23 protein-coding genes are annotated in these 24,314 nt (G+C 54.4%); 7 read left to right on the plus strand and 16 right to left on the minus strand.

The annotated features are described in order from the left end of the window. Positions 1–94 precede the first annotated feature (94 nt). Entirely contained in the window at positions 95–1,105 is a 1,011-nt protein-coding gene (locus tag ACTJJ1_RS22050) for a LacI family DNA-binding transcriptional regulator (protein ID WP_208904364.1), read from the plus strand. Between the two features lie 34 nt (positions 1,106–1,139). Here the strand turns inward: ACTJJ1_RS22050 and lysA are convergent, their stop codons facing one another. Further along, positions 1,140–2,402 carry a diaminopimelate decarboxylase gene (lysA, locus tag ACTJJ1_RS22055; protein WP_004952305.1) on the minus strand — a complete coding sequence of 421 codons (1,263 nt, stop codon included), beginning with the start codon at positions 2,400–2,402 and terminating at the stop codon, positions 1,140–1,142. A gap of 136 nt (positions 2,403–2,538) precedes the next feature. Here lysA and ACTJJ1_RS22060 point away from each other — a divergent pair, with 136 nt between their 5' ends. Then, positions 2,539–3,462 carry a LysR family transcriptional regulator gene (locus ACTJJ1_RS22060; protein ID WP_004952309.1) on the plus strand — a complete coding sequence of 308 codons (924 nt, stop codon included), beginning with the start codon at positions 2,539–2,541 and terminating at the stop codon, positions 3,460–3,462. Here the strand turns inward: ACTJJ1_RS22060 and ACTJJ1_RS22065 are convergent. Continuing rightward, positions 3,452–4,606, minus strand: coding sequence for an MFS transporter (locus ACTJJ1_RS22065; protein ID WP_004952311.1), 1,155 nt, complete (start codon positions 4,604–4,606; stop codon positions 3,452–3,454). The two genes, ACTJJ1_RS22060 and ACTJJ1_RS22065, sit on opposite strands and share 11 nt — an antisense overlap. 316 nt (positions 4,607–4,922) lie before the next feature. Next, positions 4,923–5,831, minus strand: a complete 909-nt coding sequence (locus tag ACTJJ1_RS22070; protein WP_004952315.1) for a LysR family transcriptional regulator — start codon at positions 5,829–5,831, stop codon at positions 4,923–4,925. A 111-nt stretch (positions 5,832–5,942) separates the two neighbouring features. Here ACTJJ1_RS22070 and ACTJJ1_RS22075 point away from each other — a divergent pair, with 111 nt between their 5' ends. Both ACTJJ1_RS22075 and ACTJJ1_RS22080 read left to right on the plus strand, forming a co-directional pair. Further along, positions 5,943–6,827 carry an MBL fold metallo-hydrolase gene (locus ACTJJ1_RS22075; RefSeq protein ID WP_004952320.1) on the plus strand — a complete coding sequence of 295 codons (885 nt, stop codon included), beginning with the start codon at positions 5,943–5,945 and terminating at the stop codon, positions 6,825–6,827. Positions 6,828–6,910: 83 nt separating this feature from the next. Continuing rightward, positions 6,911–7,561 carry a DsbA family protein gene (locus tag ACTJJ1_RS22080; protein WP_440835298.1) on the plus strand — a complete coding sequence of 217 codons (651 nt, stop codon included), beginning with the start codon at positions 6,911–6,913 and terminating at the stop codon, positions 7,559–7,561. Positions 7,562–7,598: 37 nt separating this feature from the next. Here the strand turns inward: ACTJJ1_RS22080 and ACTJJ1_RS22085 are convergent, their stop codons facing one another. Continuing rightward, positions 7,599–8,306: a tetratricopeptide repeat protein gene (locus tag ACTJJ1_RS22085; protein WP_004952325.1), complete on the minus strand. Its 708-nt coding sequence runs from the start codon at positions 8,304–8,306 to the stop codon at positions 7,599–7,601. A 193-nt stretch (positions 8,307–8,499) separates the two neighbouring features. Between ACTJJ1_RS22085 and ACTJJ1_RS22090 the strand changes: the two genes are divergently transcribed. Both ACTJJ1_RS22090 and ACTJJ1_RS22095 read left to right on the plus strand, forming a co-directional pair. Further along, complete coding sequence (locus tag ACTJJ1_RS22090; protein ID WP_421413757.1) at positions 8,500–10,236, plus strand: ABC transporter ATP-binding protein/permease; 1,737 nt, start codon at positions 8,500–8,502, stop codon at positions 10,234–10,236. A 243-nt stretch (positions 10,237–10,479) separates the two neighbouring features. Further along, positions 10,480–11,703, plus strand: coding sequence for a CynX/NimT family MFS transporter (locus ACTJJ1_RS22095; protein ID WP_122289300.1), 1,224 nt, complete (start codon positions 10,480–10,482; stop codon positions 11,701–11,703). On the opposite strand, the gene ACTJJ1_RS22100 is transcribed toward ACTJJ1_RS22095, so the two are convergent. The 3 genes from ACTJJ1_RS22100 to ACTJJ1_RS22110 form a co-directional block, all read right to left on the minus strand. Beyond that, entirely contained in the window at positions 11,693–11,866 is a 174-nt protein-coding gene (locus ACTJJ1_RS22100) for a hypothetical protein (protein WP_172458766.1), read from the minus strand. The genes ACTJJ1_RS22095 and ACTJJ1_RS22100 overlap by 11 nt on opposite strands. Positions 11,867–11,877: 11 nt before the next feature. Next, entirely contained in the window at positions 11,878–11,994 is a 117-nt protein-coding gene (locus tag ACTJJ1_RS22105; RefSeq protein WP_006327629.1) for a YmiA family putative membrane protein, read from the minus strand. A gap of 387 nt (positions 11,995–12,381) precedes the next feature. Then, positions 12,382–14,034, minus strand: a complete 1,653-nt coding sequence (locus tag ACTJJ1_RS22110; protein WP_440835301.1) for a multidrug ABC transporter permease/ATP-binding protein — start codon at positions 14,032–14,034, stop codon at positions 12,382–12,384. A 421-nt stretch (positions 14,035–14,455) separates the two neighbouring features. Between ACTJJ1_RS22110 and ACTJJ1_RS22115 the strand changes: the two genes are divergently transcribed. Beyond that, the gene (locus ACTJJ1_RS22115) at positions 14,456–15,007 is read left to right on the plus strand and encodes a tyrosine-type DNA invertase (RefSeq protein ID WP_006327634.1); all 552 of its coding nucleotides are present in this window, start codon (positions 14,456–14,458) and stop codon (positions 15,005–15,007) included. A gap of 103 nt (positions 15,008–15,110) precedes the next feature. On the opposite strand, the gene ACTJJ1_RS22120 is transcribed toward ACTJJ1_RS22115, so the two are convergent. From ACTJJ1_RS22120 to ACTJJ1_RS22160, 9 genes are all read right to left on the minus strand, one after another. Further along, positions 15,111–15,779: a helix-turn-helix transcriptional regulator gene (locus ACTJJ1_RS22120; RefSeq protein WP_037431628.1), complete on the minus strand. Its 669-nt coding sequence runs from the start codon at positions 15,777–15,779 to the stop codon at positions 15,111–15,113. 52 nt (positions 15,780–15,831) lie between these two features. Beyond that, positions 15,832–16,536: a LuxR C-terminal-related transcriptional regulator gene (locus tag ACTJJ1_RS22125; protein ID WP_440835303.1), complete on the minus strand. Its 705-nt coding sequence runs from the start codon at positions 16,534–16,536 to the stop codon at positions 15,832–15,834. Between the two features lie 138 nt (positions 16,537–16,674). Beyond that, a complete protein-coding gene (locus ACTJJ1_RS22130) occupies positions 16,675–17,202 on the minus strand; it encodes a fimbrial protein (protein WP_440835305.1) in 528 nt (175 codons plus the stop codon). Positions 17,203–17,255: 53 nt separating this feature from the next. Next, a complete protein-coding gene (locus tag ACTJJ1_RS22135; protein WP_440835307.1) occupies positions 17,256–18,308 on the minus strand; it encodes a fimbrial protein in 1,053 nt (350 codons plus the stop codon). Positions 18,309–18,318: 10 nt separating this feature from the next. Continuing rightward, positions 18,319–20,868: a fimbria/pilus outer membrane usher protein gene (locus ACTJJ1_RS22140; RefSeq protein ID WP_440835309.1), complete on the minus strand. Its 2,550-nt coding sequence runs from the start codon at positions 20,866–20,868 to the stop codon at positions 18,319–18,321. Between the two features lie 105 nt (positions 20,869–20,973). Further along, positions 20,974–21,651, minus strand: coding sequence for a fimbrial biogenesis chaperone (locus tag ACTJJ1_RS22145; protein WP_235195952.1), 678 nt, complete (start codon positions 21,649–21,651; stop codon positions 20,974–20,976). A gap of 89 nt (positions 21,652–21,740) precedes the next feature. After that, complete coding sequence (locus tag ACTJJ1_RS22150) at positions 21,741–22,256, minus strand: fimbrial protein (protein WP_006327647.1); 516 nt, start codon at positions 22,254–22,256, stop codon at positions 21,741–21,743. 482 nt (positions 22,257–22,738) lie between these two features. Next, positions 22,739–23,287, minus strand: a complete 549-nt coding sequence (locus ACTJJ1_RS22155) for a tyrosine-type DNA invertase (protein ID WP_013814324.1) — start codon at positions 23,285–23,287, stop codon at positions 22,739–22,741. 783 nt (positions 23,288–24,070) lie between these two features. Then, on the minus strand, positions 24,071–24,313 hold the full coding sequence (locus tag ACTJJ1_RS22160; protein WP_062792614.1) for an acyl carrier protein: 243 nt from the start codon (positions 24,311–24,313) through the stop codon (positions 24,071–24,073). Position 24,314 lies beyond the last annotated feature (1 nt).

Below are 24,314 nucleotides of genomic sequence, written 5' to 3' on the forward strand. Positions count from 1 at the left end.
AACCCGATGGCAAAAAGCCAGGCAGCCAAGCGCTAACCCTATGCTAGACTGAGCGTTATTTGCCACAGCGGATGTTGAAAGGGGTTAGCCACTGATGATCACCATGTTGGATGTTTCCCTTCGCGCTGGGGTATCCAAAGCAACGGTTTCACGCGTGTTAAATGGCACCGGCCAGGTGAAAAAAAGCACCCGCGACGCGGTGTTCAAGGCGATGGACGAACTGGGTTACCGCCCGAACTTCCTCGCCCAGTCGCTGGCGAACAAAAGCTCCAACAGCATTGGGCTGGTGGTCTCCAACTTCGACGGCCCTTATTTCGGGCGTCTGCTGCGCCGGGCCGCCAAACTTATCGAGGCCAGCGGCAAGCACCTGATAGTCACCGATGGTCACGATACGCCGGAAGATGAACTGCAGGCGGTGCAGTTGTTGGCCGATCGCCGCTGCGACGCGATCATTCTCTATACCCGTTTCATGTCCGAATCGGCGTTAATGGCCCTGCTGGACAGCCTGCCGGTACCGATCATGGTGATCAACCGCGATCTGCCGCAGGCACGTGCGCGCTGTGTTTTCTTCGAACAACAGCAGGCCGCCTTCCATGCGGTCGATTATCTGATTCGGCAGGGGCACCGCGAGATTGCCTGCATCACCGGCCCTATCGCCACCCCCACGGCCCAGGCGCGGTTGGCGGGTTATCGACAAGCGCTTGAACATCACAAGATTGCCTTCGACGATGCCCGCGTGGCCTATGGCGACAGCAGCGTGCAAAGCGGCTATCAGGGCAGCCGCAGCCTGCTGGCCGGCGATACCGGTTTCAGTGCCCTATTCGCCTGCAACGACGATATGGCCGTCGGTGCGATGAAAGCCTTGCACGAAGCGGGCAAGCGCCTGCCGCAGGACGTCTCGTTATTCGGCTTTGACGACGAACCCAGCGCCGCCTATTTGCAACCCGCGCTATCCACCGTTTACCTGCCGATAGACGTGATGATCGAAGCGGCTATCAGCCAGGCTTTCCGCCTGATCAATGGCGAAAACCTCCCCCCGCTTTCCCCGTTCACCGGCGAACTTCGGCTGCGCGACTCCGTGGCTCCAGGCCCCTACGCCGGTTGAGATTCTTGGGCGCAGCGCACTGCGCCCGTCGGTATCAGATGAGTTCCAGCGCAATCAACTCTTCAATGGTCTGCCGGCGGCGGATCAGTCGTGGCTCCCCCTTTTCGAACAACACTTCCGGCAGCAGCGGACGGCTGTTGTAGTTTGAAGACATCGAAGCGCCATAGGCACCGGTATCATGGAATACCAGATAGTCGCCTACCTGCACCGGCGGCAATTCGCGGGTTTCGATGCCGCCACCGGCCTGTTGGGTGAACACGTCGCCGGATTCGCACAGCGGCCCGGCAATCACGGTGTCGCGCAGCGGCTGATGCTCGGTATTGCGGCCATCGGCCGGCAGCAGAGAAATATGGTGATAGCTGCCATACATCGCCGGACGCATTAAATCGTTAAAGCCTGCATCCACCAGCACAAAGTGGCGGCTGCCCATGTCTTTCACCGCACGCACTTCTGCGACCAACACCCCGGCTTCCGCCATCAGGAAGCGACCGGGTTCGATCTCCAGGCTCACCGGGTGGCCCAAATGGGCGGCAATGCGCTCGCGCGCGCTGTTCCACAGGCCAAAATAGTGTTCAGTATCAATCGCCTCTTCGCCGTATTGATAGGGGATCGACAGCCCGCCGCCGGCAGAAATCGCGCTGATATCATGACCCAGATCGATCACCTGCTGCACCATGGCGTCACACACGCGCTCCAGATGCTGGTAATCCACGCCCGAACCGATATGCATATGCACACCGATCAGCTTCAGGCCGTATTGCTGAATTTTTTCCACCGCCTGCGGCAAATCGGCATACCAAATCCCATGCTTGCTGTTCTCGCCGCCGGTATTGGTTTTCTGGCTATGGCCGTGACCAAAGCCCGGGTTGATACGCAACCACACCGGGTGGCCAACGGAAACCTGGCCCAGTTGATCCAGCATATCGATCGAGCCGACGTTCACCGGGATTTTCAACTCGCTGACGCGCGCCAGCGTCGCGTGGTCCAGCACGTCGGCGGTAAACACGATGTCGCTTGGCTCACCGCCCGGCTGAAAACCGGCCTGCAGCGCACGCTCAATCTCGCCTAGCGAGACAGAGTCCACCTTGACGCCCTGTTCGCGCATCAGGCGCAGAATATGAATATTCGAGCAGGCTTTTTGGGCAAAGCGGATCACGTCAAAATGGCGCAACTGGCTGATGCGCTCACTGATGATGGCTGCGTCATAGGCCCATACCGGGCAGCCAAAACGCTGAGGCAAGGCCAGCAGGTTAGCGGCATTGAGGGCGGTCGTCGTGTCGTGCAAAGCGCGTGGCATGGTGATGTTCCCGGATCAAAAATATGGCTGAAGTAATGTCGTCAATAGTGCCGCACTCTTTCTTGTGTGGAAAATATCTATTTAGCCGAAGTCTATTCATTTATGATATGGGCTTGCCCGTTCATGGAGTGTGCCGATGCACGCGATTACCCTGCGCCAGATTGAAATTTTCCATGCGGTGATGACCACCGGCAATCTGACCGAGGCGGCAGCGCTGTTGCAAACCTCACAGCCCACCGTCAGCCGAGAACTTGCCCGCTTCGAGAAGCTGATCCAGCTACAGCTGTTCGATCGGCTGCGCGGACGTTTATACCCGACGGTGCAGGGCCTGCGGCTGTTCGAAGAGGTGCAGCGCTCCTATTACGGCCTGGAGCGCATCGTCAACGCCGCTGCAGGTATCCGCCAGTTCCAGCAGGCGCAGCTTTCCATTGCCTGCCTGCCGGTATTCTCGCAGTCGCTGCTGCCGGTGGTGTGCAAACCCTTTATCGATCGCTACCCGGAAGTCAGTTTCAGCGTGATACCGCAGGAGTCACCGTTGTTGGAAGAGTGGCTGTCGGCGCAGCGCCACGATCTGGGTCTGACGGAAAACACCCTGACCCCGGCAGGCACAGAGCGGATGACGTTGATGACGCTGAACGAGGTGTGCGTGCTGCCGGCCGGGCATCCGCTGCTGGCGAAAACGGTGCTGACACCACAAGACTTCGACGGACAAAACTTTATCAGCCTGTCGAGCACCGACAGCTACCGTCAGTTGCTCGACTCGCTGTTTAATGAGGAAGGCGTTAAGCGCCGTCTGGTCATGGAAACCCACAGCGCAGCATCGGTGTGCGCCATGGTGAAAGAAGGCGTGGGGTTGTCGATAGTCAATCCGCTGACGGCGCTCGATTACGCCAACAGCGGCGTACACGTACGGCCGTTCAGCGTTGAAGTACCTTTTACCGTCAGCCTGATCCGGCCGCTGCACCGCCCTTCCTCGGCGCTGGTCACGGCCTTCATTCAGCATCTGCAGCAGCAGGCAGAGAGTCTTCCCGCCCGCTTGGCCGCAGTGATTAAGCGCTAGCCGGCCGTTTGGCCCGGCTGAAAGTCACCAGACACAGCACCAACCCCAGCAGCGCAATCGCCGCGGCGGCCAGCGGCACGCTGGTCAACCCCAGCCCCTGTGCAATCACCACGCCGCCGACCCAGGCACCAATGGCATTGCCCACGTTAAACGCGGCGATGTTCAGCGTGGAAACCAGGTTCGGTGCTTTTTTACCGTAGGTCACGACGTTGATTTGCAGCGCCGGTACCGCGGCAAACGCCGCAGCCGCCCACAGGAACAGGGTCATTTCCGCCGGCACCATGGAATGGCTGGTCCAACTGAACAGCGCGGCAAAGAAGGCAATCACCAGAAACGTGCAGGTCAGCGTAACCGGCAAACGCCAGTCTGCCAAACGGCCGCCGACGATGTTACCCAGCGTCAGGCCGACCCCCATCAGCAACAGCGTCCAACTCACGCCGTGCGACGAAATGCCGGTCACCTCAGTCAGTAACGGTGCGATATAGGTAAACAGCGCAAACATCGACGCAGCAAAGGCCACCGTCATCAGCAGCGAAAGCCAGATACCGCCGCCGCGCAGGGCCGCCAGCTCTTTTTTCAGATCGGTCGGTGCTTCATCCTCCACCGCCGGCAACTTGCTGTACAACGCCAGCAGGGACAGCACGCCGATGACCGCCACCGCCCAGAAGGTGGAACGCCAGCCCAATGCCTGCCCCAGCGCGGTGCCGAGCGGCACCCCCAGCACGTTGGCCAACGTCAGGCCGGTGAACATCAGCGCCACAGCGGAAGCTCGGCGATTCGGCGGTACCAGATTGGCGGCCACCACCGCGCCGATGCCGAAGAACGCACCGTGGCACAACGCGGTGACAATGCGCGCCAGCATCAGGAAATCGTAGCTGTAACCCAGCGCGCACATGATATTGCCGAAGATAAAAATCACCATCAGCAACAGCAGCGTATTCTTGCGCGGCAGCTTCGCCGTCAGCAACGCCATGATCGGCGCCCCTATCGCCACGCCGAGGGCATAGCCGCTGATCAACCAGCCGGCTGAAGGGATTGAGACCTGAAGATCCCCCGCCACCTCAGGCAGCAGCCCCATAATCACGAACTCGGTGGTGCCAATGGCAAATGCACTTAACGCCAGTGCAAGCAGAGAAACAGGCATGTGTAACGCTCCCAGTCGACAAAGCCCCGGCATCAGGCGCACGGGGCCGGTAAAAACTCGCGGAATTGCCGGACAGCCTGACAGACTGCCCGCGAAAAAGGGTCAGAGATGTTGTTCAATCTGTGGGTTATTTTCTTAACCCTATAATTATTAAGTCTTATTCACTCTTTGCATGCTACAGAAATAGCACGGCGACCGGCGAAAAAACCAGTGACAACGCTCCCCTTGAGCACAAAAAGCCCCCATCCGCCCGCTAAACGCTTGAATGCGCTGACGATGAAAAATGTGTGAAAATGTTGCTGCCATGTTAACGATATCAACGCAGCGTCGCCCGCCAGGCGGGATCATTGGCAAACCACTCCACCAGAAAATCCAGCATGGTTCGCAAGGTGGCCGGCATTTGGCGACGCGAGGTATAAATACCGTAAATCCCCATCGACTGCGGCCGATAATCCGGCATCAGTTCTATCAGTTCACCGCTTGCCAGCAATGGCGCCGCCGAATAATAAGGCTGCATGGAAATGCCGGCGCCCTGCACCGTCCCCGCCATCAGCACCACCGATTCGTTGGCGCTGAGGTTGCCGCTGACCGCCACCGCCGACTTCACGCCCTGAGAATCAAAATGCCACAGGCTTTTACCGAAGTAGGAATAAGTCAGGCAGTTGTGCAGCGCCAAATCCTGCGGATGGCGCGGCGTGCCGTGCGCTGCCAGATAAGCCGGGGAAGCGCACACTACCGAAGCGCAAGAGGAAAGCGGTCGTGCGATCAGATTGGGGTCCAGCTCATTGGTGATGCGCAGCGCCAGATCGATGCGCTCCTCCACCAGATTCACCGCCCGATTATTCATTTGCAAATCCACCGCCACCTGCGGATGGCGTTTGAGGTATTGGGCCACCGCCCCCACCAGCGCTGTCTGGCCCAGCGACTGTGAACAGGTGATGCGAAGCAGACCGCGCAATTCATCGCTTTGCTCGCCTTCGACCAAATCAATCTCACCCGCCAGCGCCAGCATCTGCCGGCAACGTTCGAGAGTACGCTCTCCTGCGTCAGTCAGACTAAGCTTACGGGTAGTGCGGTGCAGTAAACGCGCGCCGGCCCATTGCTCCATCTGCGCCAGATAGCGCGTCACCATCGCTCGCGACATTTCCAGCGTTTCCGCAGCGGCAATCATACTTCCGCGATCAACGATGGTGATAAAAACCTCTGCTGCGGTAATGCGATCCATGATTCGTCCGATTTACGCAATGAATAATTGCTCATTATCCGGTTTTTCTAACGCTTTATGCAACCTAACATCTGTACAACAACAACTGATACCCAAAAGGAACCTCTGCCCATGTTTAAGAAATCATTATTGACCCTGGCTTTCGCCGGCATCGCCACAGTAAGCACCTACGCCGCCGCGGCTGACTCCCTGACCATGGAAGTGTACAACCCGGGTGAGAAAAGCGTGTTCCCGGTTTCTTCGGAAATCATCAGCGGTAAACACGAAGTGGCGCTGATCGACGCCCAGTTCCAACGCAACGACGCCGAAGAACTGGTGAAAAAGATCAAAGCGACCGGCAAGACGCTGACCACCGTCTACATCAGCCATTCCGATCCGGATTTCTACTTTGGTTTGGACGTGATCAAAGCTGCGTTCCCGCAGGCAAAAATCATCGCGTCACCGGGTACGATCAAAGAAATCAACGCCACCAAAGACGGCAAAATGGCTTACTGGGGCCCGATCCTGAAAGACAACGCACCTAAAGCGGTAGTGGTTCCGCAGGCATTGCAGGGCGACAGCTTCACTATCGACGGCCAGAAAGTGGAAGTGAAAGGCCTGACCGGCCCAACGCCGGAACGCACCTACGTATGGATCCCTGAACTGAAAGCGGTAGTGGGCGGCGTACCGGTAGCCGGTGACAATATCCACCCGTGGATCGCCGATAACCAGACCGTGGAATCCCGTGTTCACTGGCAGCAAACGCTGGAAGGCATCAAGGCGCTGAAACCGAAAGTCGTCGTCCCTGGCCACTTCCTGCCGGGTGCGCCGCAGACTCTGGAATCCGTGACCTTCACCCAGAATTACCTGACCACGCTGGAAGCTGAGCTGCCGAAGGCCAAAGATTCTGCGGCGCTGATTGCGGCAATGAAAAAGCATTACCCGAACCTGAAAGATGAATCTAGCCTGGAACTGAGCGCCAAGGTGCTGAAAGGCGAGATGAAGTGGCCGCAATAAGCGCGTCGCCAATCAAACTACATTGCCTTTGACAGGCTCAATGTTCTGCGGTGCGAAGCCGCAGAACATCACGAGGAAGAAAGATGACCGGTACAACTCTGCATTACGTTTTCGATCCGCTTTGCGGCTGGTGCTATGGCGCAGCACCACTGGTGAAGGCGGCCAAGAGCATTCCAGGGCTGACTGTCGCCCTGCACGCCGGCGGCATGATGACCGGCAATAATCGCCGCCAGATCACGGACGAATGGCGTAACTATGTGATTCCGCATGACAAGCGCATTGCGGAGCTGACCGGCCAGACCTTCGGTGAAGCCTATTTCAATGGACTGCTGTGTGATACCACGGCAGTGATGGACTCCGAGCCGCCGATTACTGCGATTCTGGCGGCGGAAGCGCTGGGGGGACGCGGGGTGGATATGTTGCACCGCATTCAGATAGCGCATTATCAAGAAGGCCGACGCATCGCCGATACCCCGGTGCTGGAAGCCCTGGCGAAAGAGCTGGGCCTGCCCTCGGCTCCGTTCATTGCCGAGATGCGCTTTAACGCCGGCGCGCCGACCGCACAACACATTGCGGAAAGCCGCGCGTTTCTTGCCAAAGTCCAGGGCCAGGGGTTCCCGACCTTTGCGCTGCAAGACAGCGAAGGCCAGCTACGCCAGATCCCGGCAGGCAACTATTTGGGTAACGTTGATGCCTGGAAAGCGTTGTTGAACGGCGCGGTGAACTGGGCTTAATACCGGCTTCGGCTTCGGCTGCGAGCTCCGCAGCCGATTATTCGACCCGGACGAAAGTCCCCTGCGCCTGCACGTTAAAACCAAATCCGCAGTCGCCCTTGGTACTCATGTCCACCGCATCCGCCGTAAATTGCATCACCACATCACAGGCCATCCCGTCCTGCGGCTCCCGCTGACGGTACACCGCCTTGCCCCGTTCAATCGGCAATACCTTGGCGAACTCGCCCATATTCGGCCCGTAATACAGCCCCATTTGCGGCATATAATAGCCGGAATAATTAATCAGCCAGCGTTCGCCCTGCGGTTTGACCTCTACTTCGCTCCATACGCCGCGCCCGGCGTACTGCCAATAGACGCCAACCGGCCCGCTCGCCGGCGGCTGCTTTGCCAGACGTTGCTGCAGCAGTTTCAGGTTATGCTGAGATTTTGCATCCTTCGGCGCCAGTTCCAGATAGGCGCGCGCCTTGAGCAATTCACCGGCGTGCATCAGCGCCAGCGCCACGTTGTTATAGGCGGTGGCGATCGCCTGATCGTTCAGGCCGCAAAACTCACTCCAGGCGGCCTGATCACGGAAAACATCGGCCGCCCGGCCATAATCGCCCCGCTGATAAGCGCTTTTCCCCAGTACGGCGTAGCCCGCCACTTTCTGGCAATCGGCATCAATATCCGGCTCATCAATATGTGCCATCACCTGGCCGCTGGCGAGCGCACCATAGGTCAACAGCAGGGGAACCAACGCCTTCATGCCTTATCCTTTCCAGAGTGAGTAACCGGTAATTCGGCGCCAGTATAACCCTCATGCCCCCCGGCTTCACCTCTAAGGATTCACCCGCAATATTTCAAACGGTTAGCCCCGTTAAAACTGCTTACATGTCACGGTTTGTTTGTTACCAGGCGGCGGCTCATGCTGATCGGAACGTAAAAAACCCGAGAACCCTATGAACAGCTCCCCTACGCAAAAACACGCCGTCTGGCAGTTGATTAAACCTTTCTGGGTTTCGGAAGAAAAATGGCGAGCCTGGTCGATGCTGATCGCCATCGTCGCCCTGTCGCTCGGGCTGGTGTATATCAGCGTGCAGATCAACCAGTGGAACCAGGTGTTCTACGACGCGCTGCAAAACAAAAACTACCCGGTGTTCAAGACGCAGCTGTGGCGTTTCACCTATCTGGCTCTGATCTTCATCGTGCTGGCGGTGTATAAAATCTACCTGACGCAGGGCCTGCAAATGCGCTGGCGGCGCTGGATGACGGAAAAATTCATGGGTAAATGGCTGGCGCATCAGGCCTATTACCATACCGAGCAACAGCAGATCGTCGATAACCCGGACCAGCGTATCGCCGAGGATCTCAACGTCCTGACCCAGTACACGCTGTCGCTGTCGCTTGGGCTGCTCTCCAGCCTGGTGACGCTATTTTCCTTTGTCGCCATTCTGTGGCACGTCAGCGGGCCAATGACCTTTATGATTAGCCAACACACACTCACCGTTCCCGGTTATATGGTGTGGTTCGCTCTGTTGTATGCCGGACTGGGTTCCCTGCTGGTCTGGTGGGTCGGCAAGCCGCTGGTCCAGCTCGGTTTTAACCAGGAGCGTTATGAGGCGAACTTCCGTTTTGGCCTGATCCGCATCCGCGAAAACAACGATGCCATCGCGCTGTATCACGGCGAACCCCGCGAGGCGCAACAGTTGGGTGACCGTTTTGATACTATTCGCGCCAACTGGTGGTCGATCATGCGCATCACCCGGCGGCTCAACATCGCTTCCAACTTTTACAGCCAGTTCGCCATTGTTTTCCCGCTGCTGGTGGCGGCACCGCGCTATTTTTCCGGCGCCATCCAGATGGGCGGCATGATGCAGATCGCCTCCGCTTTTGGCGAGGTGCAGGGAGCGCTGTCGTGGTTTATCGACGCCTTCAGCGATCTGGCTACCTGGAAAGCCTGCGTGAACCGTCTGGCCGGCTTTAATGCCGCAGTGGATCAGGTTCACCATCAAGAACGCGGTATTCAACTGCGGCCGGAGAGTGCCCAGCCGTTGGTGCTTGATAGTCTCAGCCTGCAACTGCCGGACGGCCAGAGCTTGCTGGATGCAAGCTCCATGACGCTGAAGCGCGGCGAACGCGTGCTGATCGTCGGCCCGTCGGGCTGCGGCAAGTCAACGCTATTACGCGCCATCGCCGGTATCTGGCCGTACGGCTCCGGCACCATTGGGCTCGACGCCGCCAGCCGCGCATTATTCCTGCCGCAACGCAGCTATATTCCGATAGGCACGCTGCGAGAAGCTCTCAGTTACCCCCACCTCGCCGCCGAATACAGCGATGAGCAACTGCTGAAAGTGCTGGAAAATTGCCGTCTGAAACATTTGCAGCGCTGGCTGGACACCAGTGCCAACTGGAGCCAACGCCTGTCGCCGGGTGAGCAGCAGCGGTTGGCCTTTGCCCGGGCCATTTTGACCCGTCCGGATATTCTGTTCCTCGACGAAGCCACCAGCGCGCTGGACGACGAAACCGAGCAACTGATGTATTGCCTGCTGGTCGATGAGCTGCCGCAGGTGACGCTGGTGAGCGTGGCGCACCGCAACAGCGTGGCCAAATACCATCAGAGTTGCTGGCGCTTTAGCCGCCCGGAACAAAACGAACCGGCGCGCATGGCGCTTGGCCCGCTGCCCGTCGCCGGCTAACGGAGCGACAGTGGCCCGATGAACCAGCTTATCGTTCATCGGGCCACCGAATCGCTTAGGTACAGTCCCCGCTATAGACGCCAGATCCCATCGGCGTCGGTTAGTCGCCCCCCTTGTCAGACCCCGAGTTCTTCCCTAAACTTGCGCACAGATATCGGCCCCCTGTCGGTACGTAAGCGTTAACGTCAATCAACGCATCATGTCTTGCAGCATTGATTGGCTGCATGCTGGTGCGAGGAATTCATGTCATACCCTGCTTTATCCCCAACAAAATCTGCCGCCATAAAACGCAGCCGTTTACGCCATCCCTTATTGCTGGTGGCCGGTATCATGTTGATCGCCGCCAATCTGCGCGCCGCACTGACCAGCGTTGGCCCGTTGCTGGAACAGATCCAACGACAGCTAATGTTATCCGCCACTTCCGCCGGCTTGCTTAACTCACTGCCGTTGATACTGTTTGCCGTGCTCTCGCCGGTGACGCCGAGCCTGGCCAAACGCATGGGCATCGAACGCACGCTGGGCATGGCGCTGCTGCTGCTTACGACAGGCATCGTTCTGCGCTCTCTGCCGCAAGCGGGCATGCTGTGGATAGGCAGCATAGTGATCGGCGCCGCCATCGCGTTTGCCAACGTGGTGTTGCCAACGCTGGTCAAACGCGACTTCCCCAGCCGAGCCGCCGCCATGATTGCCGGCTATGCGGCGGTAATGTCGCTGGCTGCCGCTACCGCCTCCGGCCTGGCAGTGCCGCTGGCGGAATTGAAGAACCTCGGCTGGCGTTTCTCTCTGCTTTGCTGGAGCCTGCCGGCCCTGTTGGCGCTGCTTGTCTGGTTGCCGCAGTTGCGCCGCCCACCGACAGTAACGGCCGGTGACGCGCGACAGGCCCCATTGACGCCATCCCGCTCGCCATGGGGCAGCGCGCTCGGGTGGCAGGTAGCGCTGTTTATGGGTTTACAGTCCATCACCTTCTATACCATTATCGGTTGGTTCAGCGCCTTTGCCGCCAGCCACGGCACTTCGCCGCAACAGGCCGGTTTCGAACTGTTTATCTACCAGGTGGTGGCGATCGCCGCTAACTTTGCCATGGTATTTATTCTGCCGCGCGCGCGCGATCAGCGTGCTATCGCGTTGTGTGCTTCATCGCTGATTTTTATTGGCGTCACCGGCCTGATGTTGCTGCCAGAAAGCTCGCTGATATGGCTGATTTTTGCCGGATTGGGGGCAGGAAGTTCTTTGGTGCTGGCGCTGTCATTCTTTGGCTTGCGCAGCGGGCATCAGCACCAGGCCACGCAGTTGTCGGGCATGGCACAATCGGTAGGCTATTTACTGGCGGCGCTGGGCCCAACGTTGTTCGGCCTGTTGCACGACCTGACCCAGGGTTGGCAATTGCCGCTGGGTATCCTGCTGGGCCTGACCCTGCTGCAAATGCTGTTTGGCGTTCTCGCCGGGCGTAATCGCATCATCCGCTAACGTCGTGACGGGTGGGTAGCGCCGGTGCAGGATCCGGGGCGTCCGCCTGCCAGAGATCGTCAATAAAATCGCGCTGTGCAGCGTTCAATTGCCAGCGAGGCGGTATCCTGGCAAGACTGCGCTCTTTGGTGCTCTTGCCGTTTTTAACGCGTTTTTTGTCCATCGACATGTTTCCTAAATCATCAGCAACCCATAAATCGCGGCGGCAACACCCAACCAAAATACCCCACAGCCGATAAACACGCACAGCCAAGCCTTACGTTTGATGTCTACTCCATCCTTGCTTATCACTCTGCGCCTCACCAATAGATTAAATTGATTGACACTGCATTATTGATACATTTAAACAATCAATAAAGTAGCCTTGCACTATGGAAATTTAAATAAAACATGCTGGCAACCTACTCTGAACGACGAGCACGACGGGAAAAACAGTTCCACGCTTCGCACAGACTAATAACAACCCAATAATCAGTATTCAGGCAGTGTGCCACGAGACAAACGATCAAAATCAAACCATTGGTAAATGAATTATTATTAAAACTAATGATTGGATTTAACCGAAATTGGCGGGAGGTTTGAGGGCAAAGACAAATAAAGAAGAGAGCTTCCGCTGCGGGTTGAAGGACTGCTCCCATCGTTCAGGCCGCGTAAACGGCCTGAACAGGGTGAGATAAATCAGCTAATCTGCGTAACAGAATCCTTGCTGGCGCGCTCACGTTCGCTGCCGGACAATTCAATGAGACGCCCGTCACGCATTTGCAGCAGCCGATCGGCATGTTCGAAATAGTGGTCGTCATGGCTGATGGCAAATACCGTTTTACCCAACTCGCGCAGCTGCGGTAACAACTCTCGATAAAAAATGCGCCTAAATTGCGGGTCCTGATCCGCCGCCCATTCGTCCAGTAGCAGGATATCTCGCTGTTCCGCCACCGCCAGCAGCAGCGCCAGACGTTTGCGCTGCCCTTGCGACAGTTGCGGATTGGTCACTCGCAGGCCATTAAATTCCAGTTTGCCTTTCATGTTCAACCGGTTAAGCCAACGCTCCACCAGTTCGGCGTCAGGCTGTTGACCATCGGGCCCCTGCAAATGGTGGAATGGGTGAAAATCGGTAAAGATAGCGGAAAACAAACGGCGATAGCCGGGCATGCTAGCCAGGTTCTGCTCGACGCCATCCAACAGGATCTGTCCACTGACCGGTTGATATAACCCGGTCAACAGCATCGCCAGCGTGGATTTTCCGCTGCCGTTGCCGCCAATCAGAAACACCAACTCACCGCGGCGCAATGTCACAGAGACCGGCCCGACGGCAAACCCGGCTTTCTGCTCCGTAGCGCCGTAATGAAATACGATGTCACGCAGTTCCAGCGTTTCCCAGGTTTTGGCTTCAACCGCAGGAAACACAGGCTGATAATCGGCAAGCCGCAGGGCTTTGATCTTATTGAAAGCCACTTCGGCACCGATCAGCGTCGGGAAAGCCCCCACAGCCTGCAGCAATGGCGTGCGCAGGAACAGCAGTGTCAGTGAATAGGTAGCCGCAACGGCGGTATCTGCCCAACCCAGACTGTTGGCCATATAGAACACGAGGCCAATAGCCCCCAGCATCATGATATTCGACCAGTTCACAGCGCTGAGATGGAAGGTATCGGCACGGATAATATGGTAGCGATAGTCTTCAGCATCCGGTTGATAGGCCTGTTGGTAGAGCGCTTTCGCGCGGTCGCGGTTCAGCGCCAACTCTTTACGCCCGTCAATGGCTGACTGGTAGTGTTGGTAAAGATGCTCTTCCGCCTCACGCACGCTGCTCAGGTGACGATACACCCGCGATACCAGATATCCGCTGCCAATCACCGTCACCGCCACCCAGACTGCGGTCACCGCCAGCATCCGCGGTGAAAGCCAACCCAGATAGGCCGCAGACCCCAGCGTCAGTATCACCCCCTGCACCAATTCAGGCAGGCGGACAAAGGCAAGGGTGATGGTGCGGATGTCGCTGGCCAGGCTCGCCAGTAGAGAGGCGCTGCCCAATTGTTCAATCCGTTCGATATCGGTATCCAGGATCCGCTTCACAAGTTGGCCGCGCAGCCGGAACACGAAATGATGACCGAGCGTGGTCAGCGCCAACTGAGATCCTAACGTCACCGCCATCAACAGCGCCAGAATCCCGAGGAATTCCGGCAGCACGGTCAGTGGGTTGCCGGTCACCGTCATCAGCCGCAAATTTATAAAGGCAATGATACCAATGCCCAGCGCCGCGCTGGCCATGGTCAACGCCATTACCGCCAGAAACGGCCAACGATACTGGTGGTAAACCACCCGAAGCAACTCCATGAGAAACCCTTACCCTGCCATCTTGAGATGGCAAGCATTGTAAGCGGCGAGAGAATGATATCAATAATAATTCTCATCCATGGCCTTCATCTGCAGACATTTAATCCGCACAGGTAACGATAAACGGAGGGGGGAGCCAGGCCTATCTGAGAAGAAAGCTTTATCGGCAGCATTAAATTATTTCAAATAAAAAGAGACTGCAAATTAACAAAAAGAAACAAACAGCAGCATTGTTAGGGATATAAACAAAAATATAAAAGCAAAGCATTCACCGCGAATATAAAATAATAGAAAACATATAAATAACCTCTCCATGAAAAAGGGCGGTAACTTTATTTTCTTTGCCGTTACTTATCATTCAATGCTTTAATAAAAAATCACAGGTAAAAACCAGCCAACATTCAACATCCAGGTAATTAAGATGAAGAAAAGGAAATTTCTCAGCCAGGTTGAAATTGAGCAGCTTATCTCAGCCGTTCATGAAGGTAAAAACAGTATTCGGGACCGCTGCTTGTTATTGATGTGTTTTATTCATGGTTTACGGGTCAGTGAACTGCGTTCATTACGCTTACAAGATATTGATATGACCACCAATCGGGTACATATATTCCGATTGAAAAATGGCTTTTCAGTCCAACACCCCATACAACCCAGGGAACGTGATGCCCTGTTGAAGTGGCTTGGCCAACGTTCCGGTTACCTTGAAGCGGACAGCCAGTGGCTGTTTTTATCGCGCCACGGCGGGCAAATTTCACGGCAACAGCTGTATCGATTGATGAGGATGTACGGCGAGATGGCCGGCATCAGCGTTCAGGTTCATCCTCACATGTTGCGCCACTCCTGCGGTTATGCCCTGGCCGACAGAGGTGTCGACACCCGGTTGATTCAGGATTACCTGGGGCATAAAAACATCCAGAATACGGTCATTTATACCGCTACCAACGTGGAGCGCTTCCGCATCATCAATATATAACGCCAGTATAGTCGTCCAGGGGCTCACTATTTCTGAAGACGCATTAAGCGTCTTCAGGCGTACCCTGTTTCATGGGTTATTCCCGACACCGAGAGTGCTTTAGCTACTCCCCGGAAAATTTCCGGGTAATCCTGGTGTGCAGAGAAAACAATTCGCTATCGTTTGTCACTTGAAGTTTACGCATCGCACTGCATTTATGCGCACTGATCGTTTTGATGCTGCGACACTGCAGATCGGCTATTTGCCGCAGGCTCATACCGTTAAACAAAGAAGCCATAACATCACTTTCGCAACGAGTCAGCTCGTGCATGACGGAAGTCTCCCGGCAGGCAGAACGAGCCAAACAGGCACCAATCTGCGGACTCAGTACCCGCTCACCGTTCAGAACCCGGTTGAAGAATTCAGCCACCAGTGGCAATGCGTCATCTCGAGCGACGATGCTGATATTAGGCTGACTCAATAACGGGCCCAACTCTTCGGCACTTTGGCTACGGGTGTAAACCACCACTCTGAGTGCCGGCAATTGCATGCACAGATTAAGCAGAATCTCCCGCCCCTGTACGGTGGTCTCATCCACACCGGCCAACTCCGCAATCAGGACGTTAGCCTGCTGATAGACCACACTATCTGCGGCCTCCCTCATACTGGTTTCCTGCACCACAATCTTTCCCGATCTCGAGAGAGAACCAATAAAACTGGCCAGCCCATCAAGCATTAAGGGACAACGATCCATTAATGCGATGTGTAGAGGTTGATGACGCGAAGAATACATATTCTGCTCCTGTCTTATCTCTCCTGCCGCGTTAATGCGCTGTCAGGCGCCGTTAACGGACAAAGGACGGGCCATTCATGGCCATCCATTTTCCCTGAAGATATAACTCACCATCATTGTGAAAACCCAGCTTCAGCATGGCATTGCGTTTATGTGTACTGACGGTGCGGATATCGCGATGCATCGTCAAGGCCACGCTGGACACGCTCTTACCGGAGAACAACTCTGCCAAGACATCCAGTTCACGGGTGGTCAGAGGCCGCCCTGGAGTGGCTTCATGCAACTGACGCTGGCGGATCCGGTGGCTAAAGCTGCATTTTCCTGCCAATACCTGCTGTACACAGTGCGTCAGGGCGATAGCGGGCTCTTGTTTTAGCATCAATCCGTGAATACCGGAGGCAATTAACTGCCTCAATATTCTGGACTCATCCAACGCCGTGCAAACCAGCAATGCGGTTTGGGGAGAGCCCGCTTGTACCTCAGCAATCAGGCGTAAGCCATCCAGCACCGACTCTGACTTGCCACACAGCTCCATAATTAATAAACGGGGCCTGTGTTTGAGCAATACAGACGGCAGATCGGCAAGACACCTGACGTGCAGGATCCTATCCTGGCGATAACCACATGATTCAATTAATTTATTACGTATTCCAAGCGCGGTGACCGGGCAAGGTTCCATAATGACTGCATTACCATTCTTTTTATCGTATGCATCATTTGAAGCTAGCGAAATACTGGGTTGATAATAGGTATTCATATCACCGCCTCCGATTTGTTATTACGGTTACTTGTCCGGTCAGTGTCACCAAATTTAACGTTTTGGGTCGCGATAAAACTTCAGCGTAAATGGCCGTTTGATCAGAAATCCAATGCTGTAAGTTCGCCGGATAAATATTTATTCATAAATAAAAGAAATTTGCAGTACACCGTCTATGCTGCCGGGCGTTGCACCGCCATAAGTGCTGTATGCTCGGGCACGGAGATCAAATTTGGCCTCATGCGTAAATTGATTGACCAATTGAACCATGCTCTTATTATTGCCCAGATTTACACCTCTCTGATTTTGCAACTCAATCTGCACTCGGCTCGAGGTCCCGTTGTTCTTATATAAAGTACCGCTCTCCTCTGCCGCCGAGCCGGTAAAGGTCGCAGTCGCCGAAGTTGTGGTGGCCGGACAATTTTTCAGCGTTATGGGAAACTCGATCCATTCGCTGGCAGAGCCGGAGCGAGCCAAAGTGGCAGCGGAAATAGTGTCGCCGAGGTTAACCTGGATATTACTGTTTGCCCCATCTACAACGCAGGGAGCTGCCTTAATATTGCCGGTTATTTGGAGTTTCGCCGCCACCGCTACCGCCGGAATTCCCCCCTGAAAAATACCGACAAGAATCATTATCCGGCTTATTCCGCTAAAGCCATTAAACATAGCAATTTCCTTTTCTTTAAGAATCAAATGACCCGCTACCCATAAAATTCCAGTTATTCTATTTCTGCCTGGATGGTCGCAGTGGCGGTGAATACACCAGCCGCAGGCACCTGCCCGGTGGTGTTTATCGGATACACGCTGAACCTGGTGCTACCACTCTGGCTGGGATAGAGAAAATCAACCGGCAAACGACCGCTGTGTGGCGAAATGGGGTCGCCAAATCGGTCCTCGATCATCACCCCAATACTACTATTGCTGGTTCTAAGCGCTGCGGGCATATTGCTATCAACCTCTCCTCTGAATGACAGGCTGACTTTGACTCCAGAGGAAATATTGCGGCAGGCCAGGGTCAACTCTTTCTGGTGCGGGGTAAAACCCGGCGGCATCATCCCTTTAGTCCGCAAACTGGTAGACAGGATATCGCCAAAATCCACCACTACCGTCTGTGGGCTAATTTCGCAGTTTTGCGGTACCGTCACCACCCCGCTCATTGATACGGTAGATACCGGAACCACGCTGCTCACCCCGTTGGATACCGCAACATAGGTTTCAACCAGTTGGGTGCTGGGAATGATGGTCTGACCGACAAACGGGCGCCGAAAGTACAAATGAATTCGCCCTCTGGCACCGCTGGAATAGTGCGCACTGGCGCAACTCTCATCCTGACCCATTTCGTTTTTTAAATTCGATACATTACTGAAGGGGGTAGGAATGTACTCATTCCTATAACCGCCTACATAGACTTCGCTGGCAACAGCCAGATACTCGTTCAACGCGTAATAAGATAAACGTCCGTCGCTATGAGTCTGCGTTGGCAGGCTAGACTTGGCGGTGATATAGGAAGCAGTACGGCTTTTACATTCGCACTGCACATCATAAGTACCGCTCAGGTTCCAGTTATTGCCCGCAGCGTTTTCAATCACCAGGCCGGCGACGTTCTGCGCCGGATTAGTAAGCGTAGGTGTAAACGTAAACGAAAAAGGATGGGGCCCCCCCGACGGTTTACATTGCCCCAAAGCGGCTAGAGCCGGCTGAGCGCTGAGCATAGAGGCAAATAGAACACTATATACAAGCGTTATTCGTTGAGTTGATTTTACTGTTGTCATCACACGCACCTTATAAACACAGACCCTTGACCAAGCGAATCCCACCGCTTTCAGGCTGATTAGCCAATTGATAGCTGACCTGACACTGTTGCGCAGCGCCATTTCCCCACTTGACCTGCAGCCGACCGCTTTCAGCCAACCCAGCCAGGTAAACTTGTCCGCCGTCACCGACAATACTGGCATTGCCCTTCTGATCATTAAGAGCGCTGACGGTCGCGCCGAACGGGACCGGGCTTCCGGCCCTGGTTAACAACGTCATCAGTACGCGCAAACCGACATTGGGACTAAAACTGGCGCGCACTACGGCGCCGCGAGTCGGGATCACCGTTTGACTGCTGAGGGTCATATCCACATCGTCGGCAAAAGAATCACCGTCCAATCCAACGATATTGCGGCGGTACGGTGTCAGATAGGGCACTACCGCATAACCGCGCCAATCGGTATTCACGCCGGTCTGATTCAGCACGTTGACGCCCGCGGCACCGGGCGCCTGTACCAGCGCTACCGTGTCGCCCAATGGCTGCGACAGCGTGATGCCGTTTTGATGCACCAAAACACCGCCCTGGATCCCGTAGTTCACCTGCTGACGATGACGATCGTAGCCATAGCCCAGGTTCAGCTCAGCCAAGGAGCCTTTATAGTCGGCTTGAATGCTGCCATTGGCGCCTCCCCCTTTTCCGGTATATCCCTGGCTGAGGCTGTAGTTCAGGTTATTGCCTTCCAGTGCGCTGCCACTCAACCCAAGGTTATGGCTGGTGGGGCCATTGCGGCTGCTGTTCATGTTGTAGGTGGCGTAACTGCCCGGCAGCCATTTACTCAACGGGACGCTGACGTTAAAGGCCAGGATGTGATCGCGCACGTTGGTACGCTGGCCGTTACTGTCAAAACCGTTCTGGCTGAAGGTGTAATTGAAACCGTAGCTAACGCTTTGCCAGTTGTTGTTGTAGCCGACGCTGGCCGATTGCGAACGGCGGCTATCATTCCAGTAATCCTCGTTGAACAGGCTGAGTGACAGCGTTCCGCCCCCTTCCCACAGGTTCTGGCTCAATATCAATTCGGCGCGGCTTTTCTTGTGGTCGTTATATTTGGCACTGTTACTGCCATAACTTTCCAACGCCTCTTGCAGGGTATAGAAGCCGCGAGTGGAATAGCGATAACTGGCCAGGCTGAAGTTGGTGCCGGTTTCGATAACGTTTTTACCGTAGCGTAAACGCCATGATTGCCCCTGGTCCTTGGGCTGGGTTTCCTGTTTGGTCCAGGCCTGGGTAACGTCGGCAGACAAGGCCCCGACAGCTCCCAGGTTTTGCCCCCAGCCCAAAGCCAAGGCTTGATACTTGCTCGCGGCCTGTATGCCGCCGTATAAAGTCGCGCCCCAAGGCAGCCCATAAATGCCGGTAGCCTGACTGAAAGGCCGTTCATCGACCTCACTGCCGTAAGAACGATATGTCCCACTGGTGAGGCTGTATTTGAACCGCCCCTCACGCTGCAGAACCGGCACTACGGCATAAGGCACCACAAAGTTTTGCTCCTGGCCATTGGCTTCCCGCACGCTCACATTCAGATCGCCACTACCGCCGGTGGGGTAAAGATCGGTAATCTCGAACGCACCGGGCGCCACATAGCTTTGGTAGATCACATAACCATTCTGTCGAATCACAATCTGGGCATTGCTGCGCGCAATCCCACGTACTATCGGTGAATAACCTTTCATGCTATCCGGCAGAATTTCATCTTCCGAGGCCAACTGACCGCCACGAAACTGCACGCTGTCGAAAACATCGCTAGAAGTGGTGCTATCACCCAAGATCAAACGGCTCTGCAAGGCAATGATATCGCGCTGCAAATAGGTATTGATCGAACGCCATGAAGAGGCGCCACCGCTGTGCTGATTCCACACCGAATAGTTGCGCAGCCGCCAGGCACCCCAGTTAATTCCTGAGCGCAGGTTGAGGTAATAGTTGTCATTGCCCTGCCCTTTGCTTTCACTCACCTGGCTGTTGGCACCCGAGAAGCTATAGTTGACCAACAGAGCCGGTACGCCGGCATCCCACTTGTCAGGGGATACGTAATCTCGCGCGTGCAAATTCAAAGCAGCCTGGGGAATGCTCAAATTCAGCCGCAACTGGTTGAACAAAAAAGTGGCCTTTGCCTGTGGAATGGCCTGCTCCAGGTTGATGCAATCATCCGAGCCGGCGATCGCGGGAAGTGAATTCAACCTGACACCTAACTCGGTCAGTTTTTCAGCGCTAAGGCAGGGCTGCAGCTTTTTTTTCCCTGCCGCATCCTGTTGGAGCCTGAACTCGACATCCAGGGAATCCACCTGCTGGCCATTAAGATAAAGATCGACCCGGTAACTTCCCGGTGCCTGGGTGCTATTTTCCTCGAAAACTGAAAGATCCGCTCCGCGCAGCGCCGGGTTATCTATTTCCAGCAACGCAGGGTTAAAGTAATCACGCGCTTGCGCCACGCTCGGTGAATTCAGCAGTATCGCCTGGCAGGAAAACAGACATGCCAAGATAGCCTTGGATCTTCGCAAACCAATACAATTCGGGTTATTCATCGTTTTAACTCCCTGTCCCGCTCCTTTCGGCCGCCGCTAAAATCAGGCAAGCCGTATCCTTCCCCCATTTTCTGTCTGGGGATAAAAGCGTTGTAAAATAATCCGTTATAACGTACTGGCGAACGTCTTTCCGGTACCTCCGTAGTCATTGATTATTTGCCAACTGAGGTTTCCACCAGTGCTCCCCCCCGCAGACAGCGGGAAACTGGCGGTGGCCTGTGGCGCAACCATAGTGCTGCCGGCAACGGCACTGCCGTTGAGCTTTAAATTGAAAAAGGTGAGGTAATAAGGAGACGGGTTGGTCACCCGTAAAGCGTTGCCGCTGCGCTGCCACGTCAGCTTGCCGACAGCCTCTTCCAGATTGCCGGACAGACCTTGCGGGCGATAAATCAGCTTGATGCGAGTCTTGATCGCAATTTGCAACGTGTTGTCTTTCTTCTCTACCGACGGAATGGCTTTTACATTCAGCCAATACAGCGACTCTCTGTCTGACGGCAGATTGCCGCCCGCGCGCACTACCCGCAAAAGGTTATTTTGCCCGCCATCCAGCCGGAAAAGTGGTGGCGTAATGATAAAAGGCGCTTTGGCACTGTCGCCCTCTTGCGCGTCAACCCACGATTGGATCAGGTAAGGCTCGGCGTCCGGATTGCTGATATTCAATGCAGACTCTTTTTTGGCGCCGTCATAAATCAGACGGGTCCCGCCCACCACCACCCCAGCCTGGGCCGGCACCCAAAACATCATCAGCAACGCTGCAACCAACGTGAAATATCCTGCTTTCATTCTCTTTCCGTCCTGGTCATCCATGATTAAAGAGCCAGAGATAGTTTCCCCTGGCCCATTTAACTAACTGCCGAAAGTCAGCTAAACCCTTATTGGTAGACGACGGTAAAGTTTGCCGTCGCGTTGGCGCTACCAGTACCAACAGCTGCATAGGCATAATAACGGGCCATAAAGTCCAGCGTGTTATCCCCAGTGGAAACCAGAGTGTAAATGCGTGAATCTACGCCAAGATTAATCACGTTGTTCTGATCATCCAGCAGTTGTACCCCCACACCGGTCGCCGCATCAGTCGCCGCCGTCAGCTCCAGTAAACCGGCCTGGCCTACGACTTTGGTACCGTCAAAACGCACCGTGGCGCCAGAAACTGTTTTCGGGCAATCTTTCAGTACCAGGCTGAACTGTTTGGCCCCTGCGGTCTTGCCTAAGGTAAATGCGTCTTTGGAAACCTTACCCAAGACAACTTCCTTGTTTTTAGATGTGGTATCTACGGTACAGGACTGATCGGTAATCGAGCCCTTGAAGTTGACTACGCCATCGGCAGCGAATGCCGAAGTGGCAAATACGGACGCGCTAACAACGGCTAAAGCCAGCAGATTCTTTTTCATCCTAATTTCCTTTTAATAATGCAAAAAATGCATTGGTTTATTTCCGACATAACCTTATGTCACTCCTTTTATTTAGTTCACAAACCGAGATGTATTCTCCGACAGGAGTGATTCATTGCCGCGAGCCTATTCATCCAAACGGTTCATTTTGAACTAAAGTGACTCCTTTGGTTTTTCATGCTGATTATTTAATTTATTTTAGTTTTTTATGAAGCAATTAGAGGATCATGTAAGGGTAAATGGTTGAAAAAATCAGAACCTTGAATGGATTACTTAGTGAGGTTGGAAATTAAGCAGGATTATACTTAGATCACGGCTGGTGATAATTTAAATGGATATCGCTCATCCTTTTGTTTTTAAATAAAAAAATAGAATATTTAGGAAAGTGCTGATGCGAGTATTGACATTGGTTTTACACGTCCTTACAGTATGTTTCACTTTAGTTCAAAGTGACTCCTTAAATATATTAACTTAAATCCTGCTTACCAAATTTCCTTGAATCTTTGCGCGTTGCTGGCGGTATAAATGACTGTATTCTGGATATTCTTATGCCCCAGGTAGTCCTGAATTAACCGGGTATCGATCCCACGATCGGCCAACGCAAATCCACAGCCGTGACGCAGCATATGAGGGTGAGCGTTTACTTCCAATTTAGCCGCTCTGCTGTAATGCCGAATCAGAGAATAAATTCGTTGACGTGACAGGCGTCCTCCCCGGTTGGAAAGGAATAACCATTCTCCATCGGCCCCACGGTGCTCTTTGCGTTTTTCCAGCCAGCGCCGCAGGCATTGCCTTTCACGCAGGTATAATGGGTGCACGGTAGAAAAACCATTCTTCAACCGATGGACATAGATATTACCGCCCTCCAGATCGATATCCGAGAGTCGCCAGCCGCCAATTTCACTGGCGCGACAACCATGTATAAAACACATATATATCAGGCAGTAATCACGTTCTGGATTCTTCCCCTGCAGCGTAACCTCAAGCAACCTTTCAACTTCGGAAGGCATTAGATGTTTACGATTGGACATGGTACCTCTATTACTTTGATCAGAAAAATGTGGCTGTCATTTTCCTTTTACATCACCACAATGGATACGCGGAGCGTACTCCGGTTTACGGATAGGTTCCTGCATCCTGCGCGGAGTATAGCGGATTTGATCTGACTGAACAGCTCTGGTTGAAGTTGAAAAGTGCCGACATGATTTATGCTAAAAATGAACCGCATGCTGAGCATGCAATCCTGAGTAAGGTTAATGATTTCAACATGTACAACCTCTATTTCATTAAAAAAAACCACTTAGAACGCCAAAGAAAACGATTTTCATCACAATAACCGGCGAGTCGTCGCTATAAATAAAGAATATTCCTAACAATGTTTCACGGCTGTTCCAAGCCCTGTTTTATATGTAACAAAAGGAACTAAGAATACTCACACAGTGCATATTGATAATTTCATCGTCTTATTTATCGATATCGAGGAATGATAATCGGGGACGGAAGAGAAGTATTAAGGAAGAACAGCCATACCTCGATGTGAAACCTGAGGCATCTTATTATCCTCTATGGGTTTCAAGTTGGCCGCTCAAGCCGCATCCATGCGCTCGCGGCATTCGTACATCCCTGTACAGCACAGCCAAGCACCCAGCCACCTCATCTCAAGGAGCTTACTCAGATAAGTCGCTGGGGTGACAAATCTGCCCGGAGCAGATTTGAACGCTGCTTGCTGCGGCCCGGAGGAGAGTGGCCCATGGACGGGCCACGTAAATGCGTGCAGGCAACAACGCTGCACTTGAAAGACGACGGATAGACAGTTATTGCGCGGACATATAATGACAGAGCTCTGATAATGTCAGATCCGGCTGGTCAATAAACATCTCCGCACTGAGTGATATCCCGAACTCTCGCTTGGCCAGCAGCATCAACTCCACATAATCCAGGCTATCCAAGCCTAACTGCCGTAAAGGTATATCTGCCGACAGGGATGCCCGATCCAACTCCCTGGCCTCGTATAGCAGGGTGCAAACAGCTTCATGCAAGATTTGGTACTTTTCCATC

The organism is Serratia sp. 22264 (genome assembly GCF_052045345.1).
Taxonomy (GTDB): Bacteria; Pseudomonadota; Gammaproteobacteria; order Enterobacterales; family Enterobacteriaceae; genus Serratia; species Serratia plymuthica.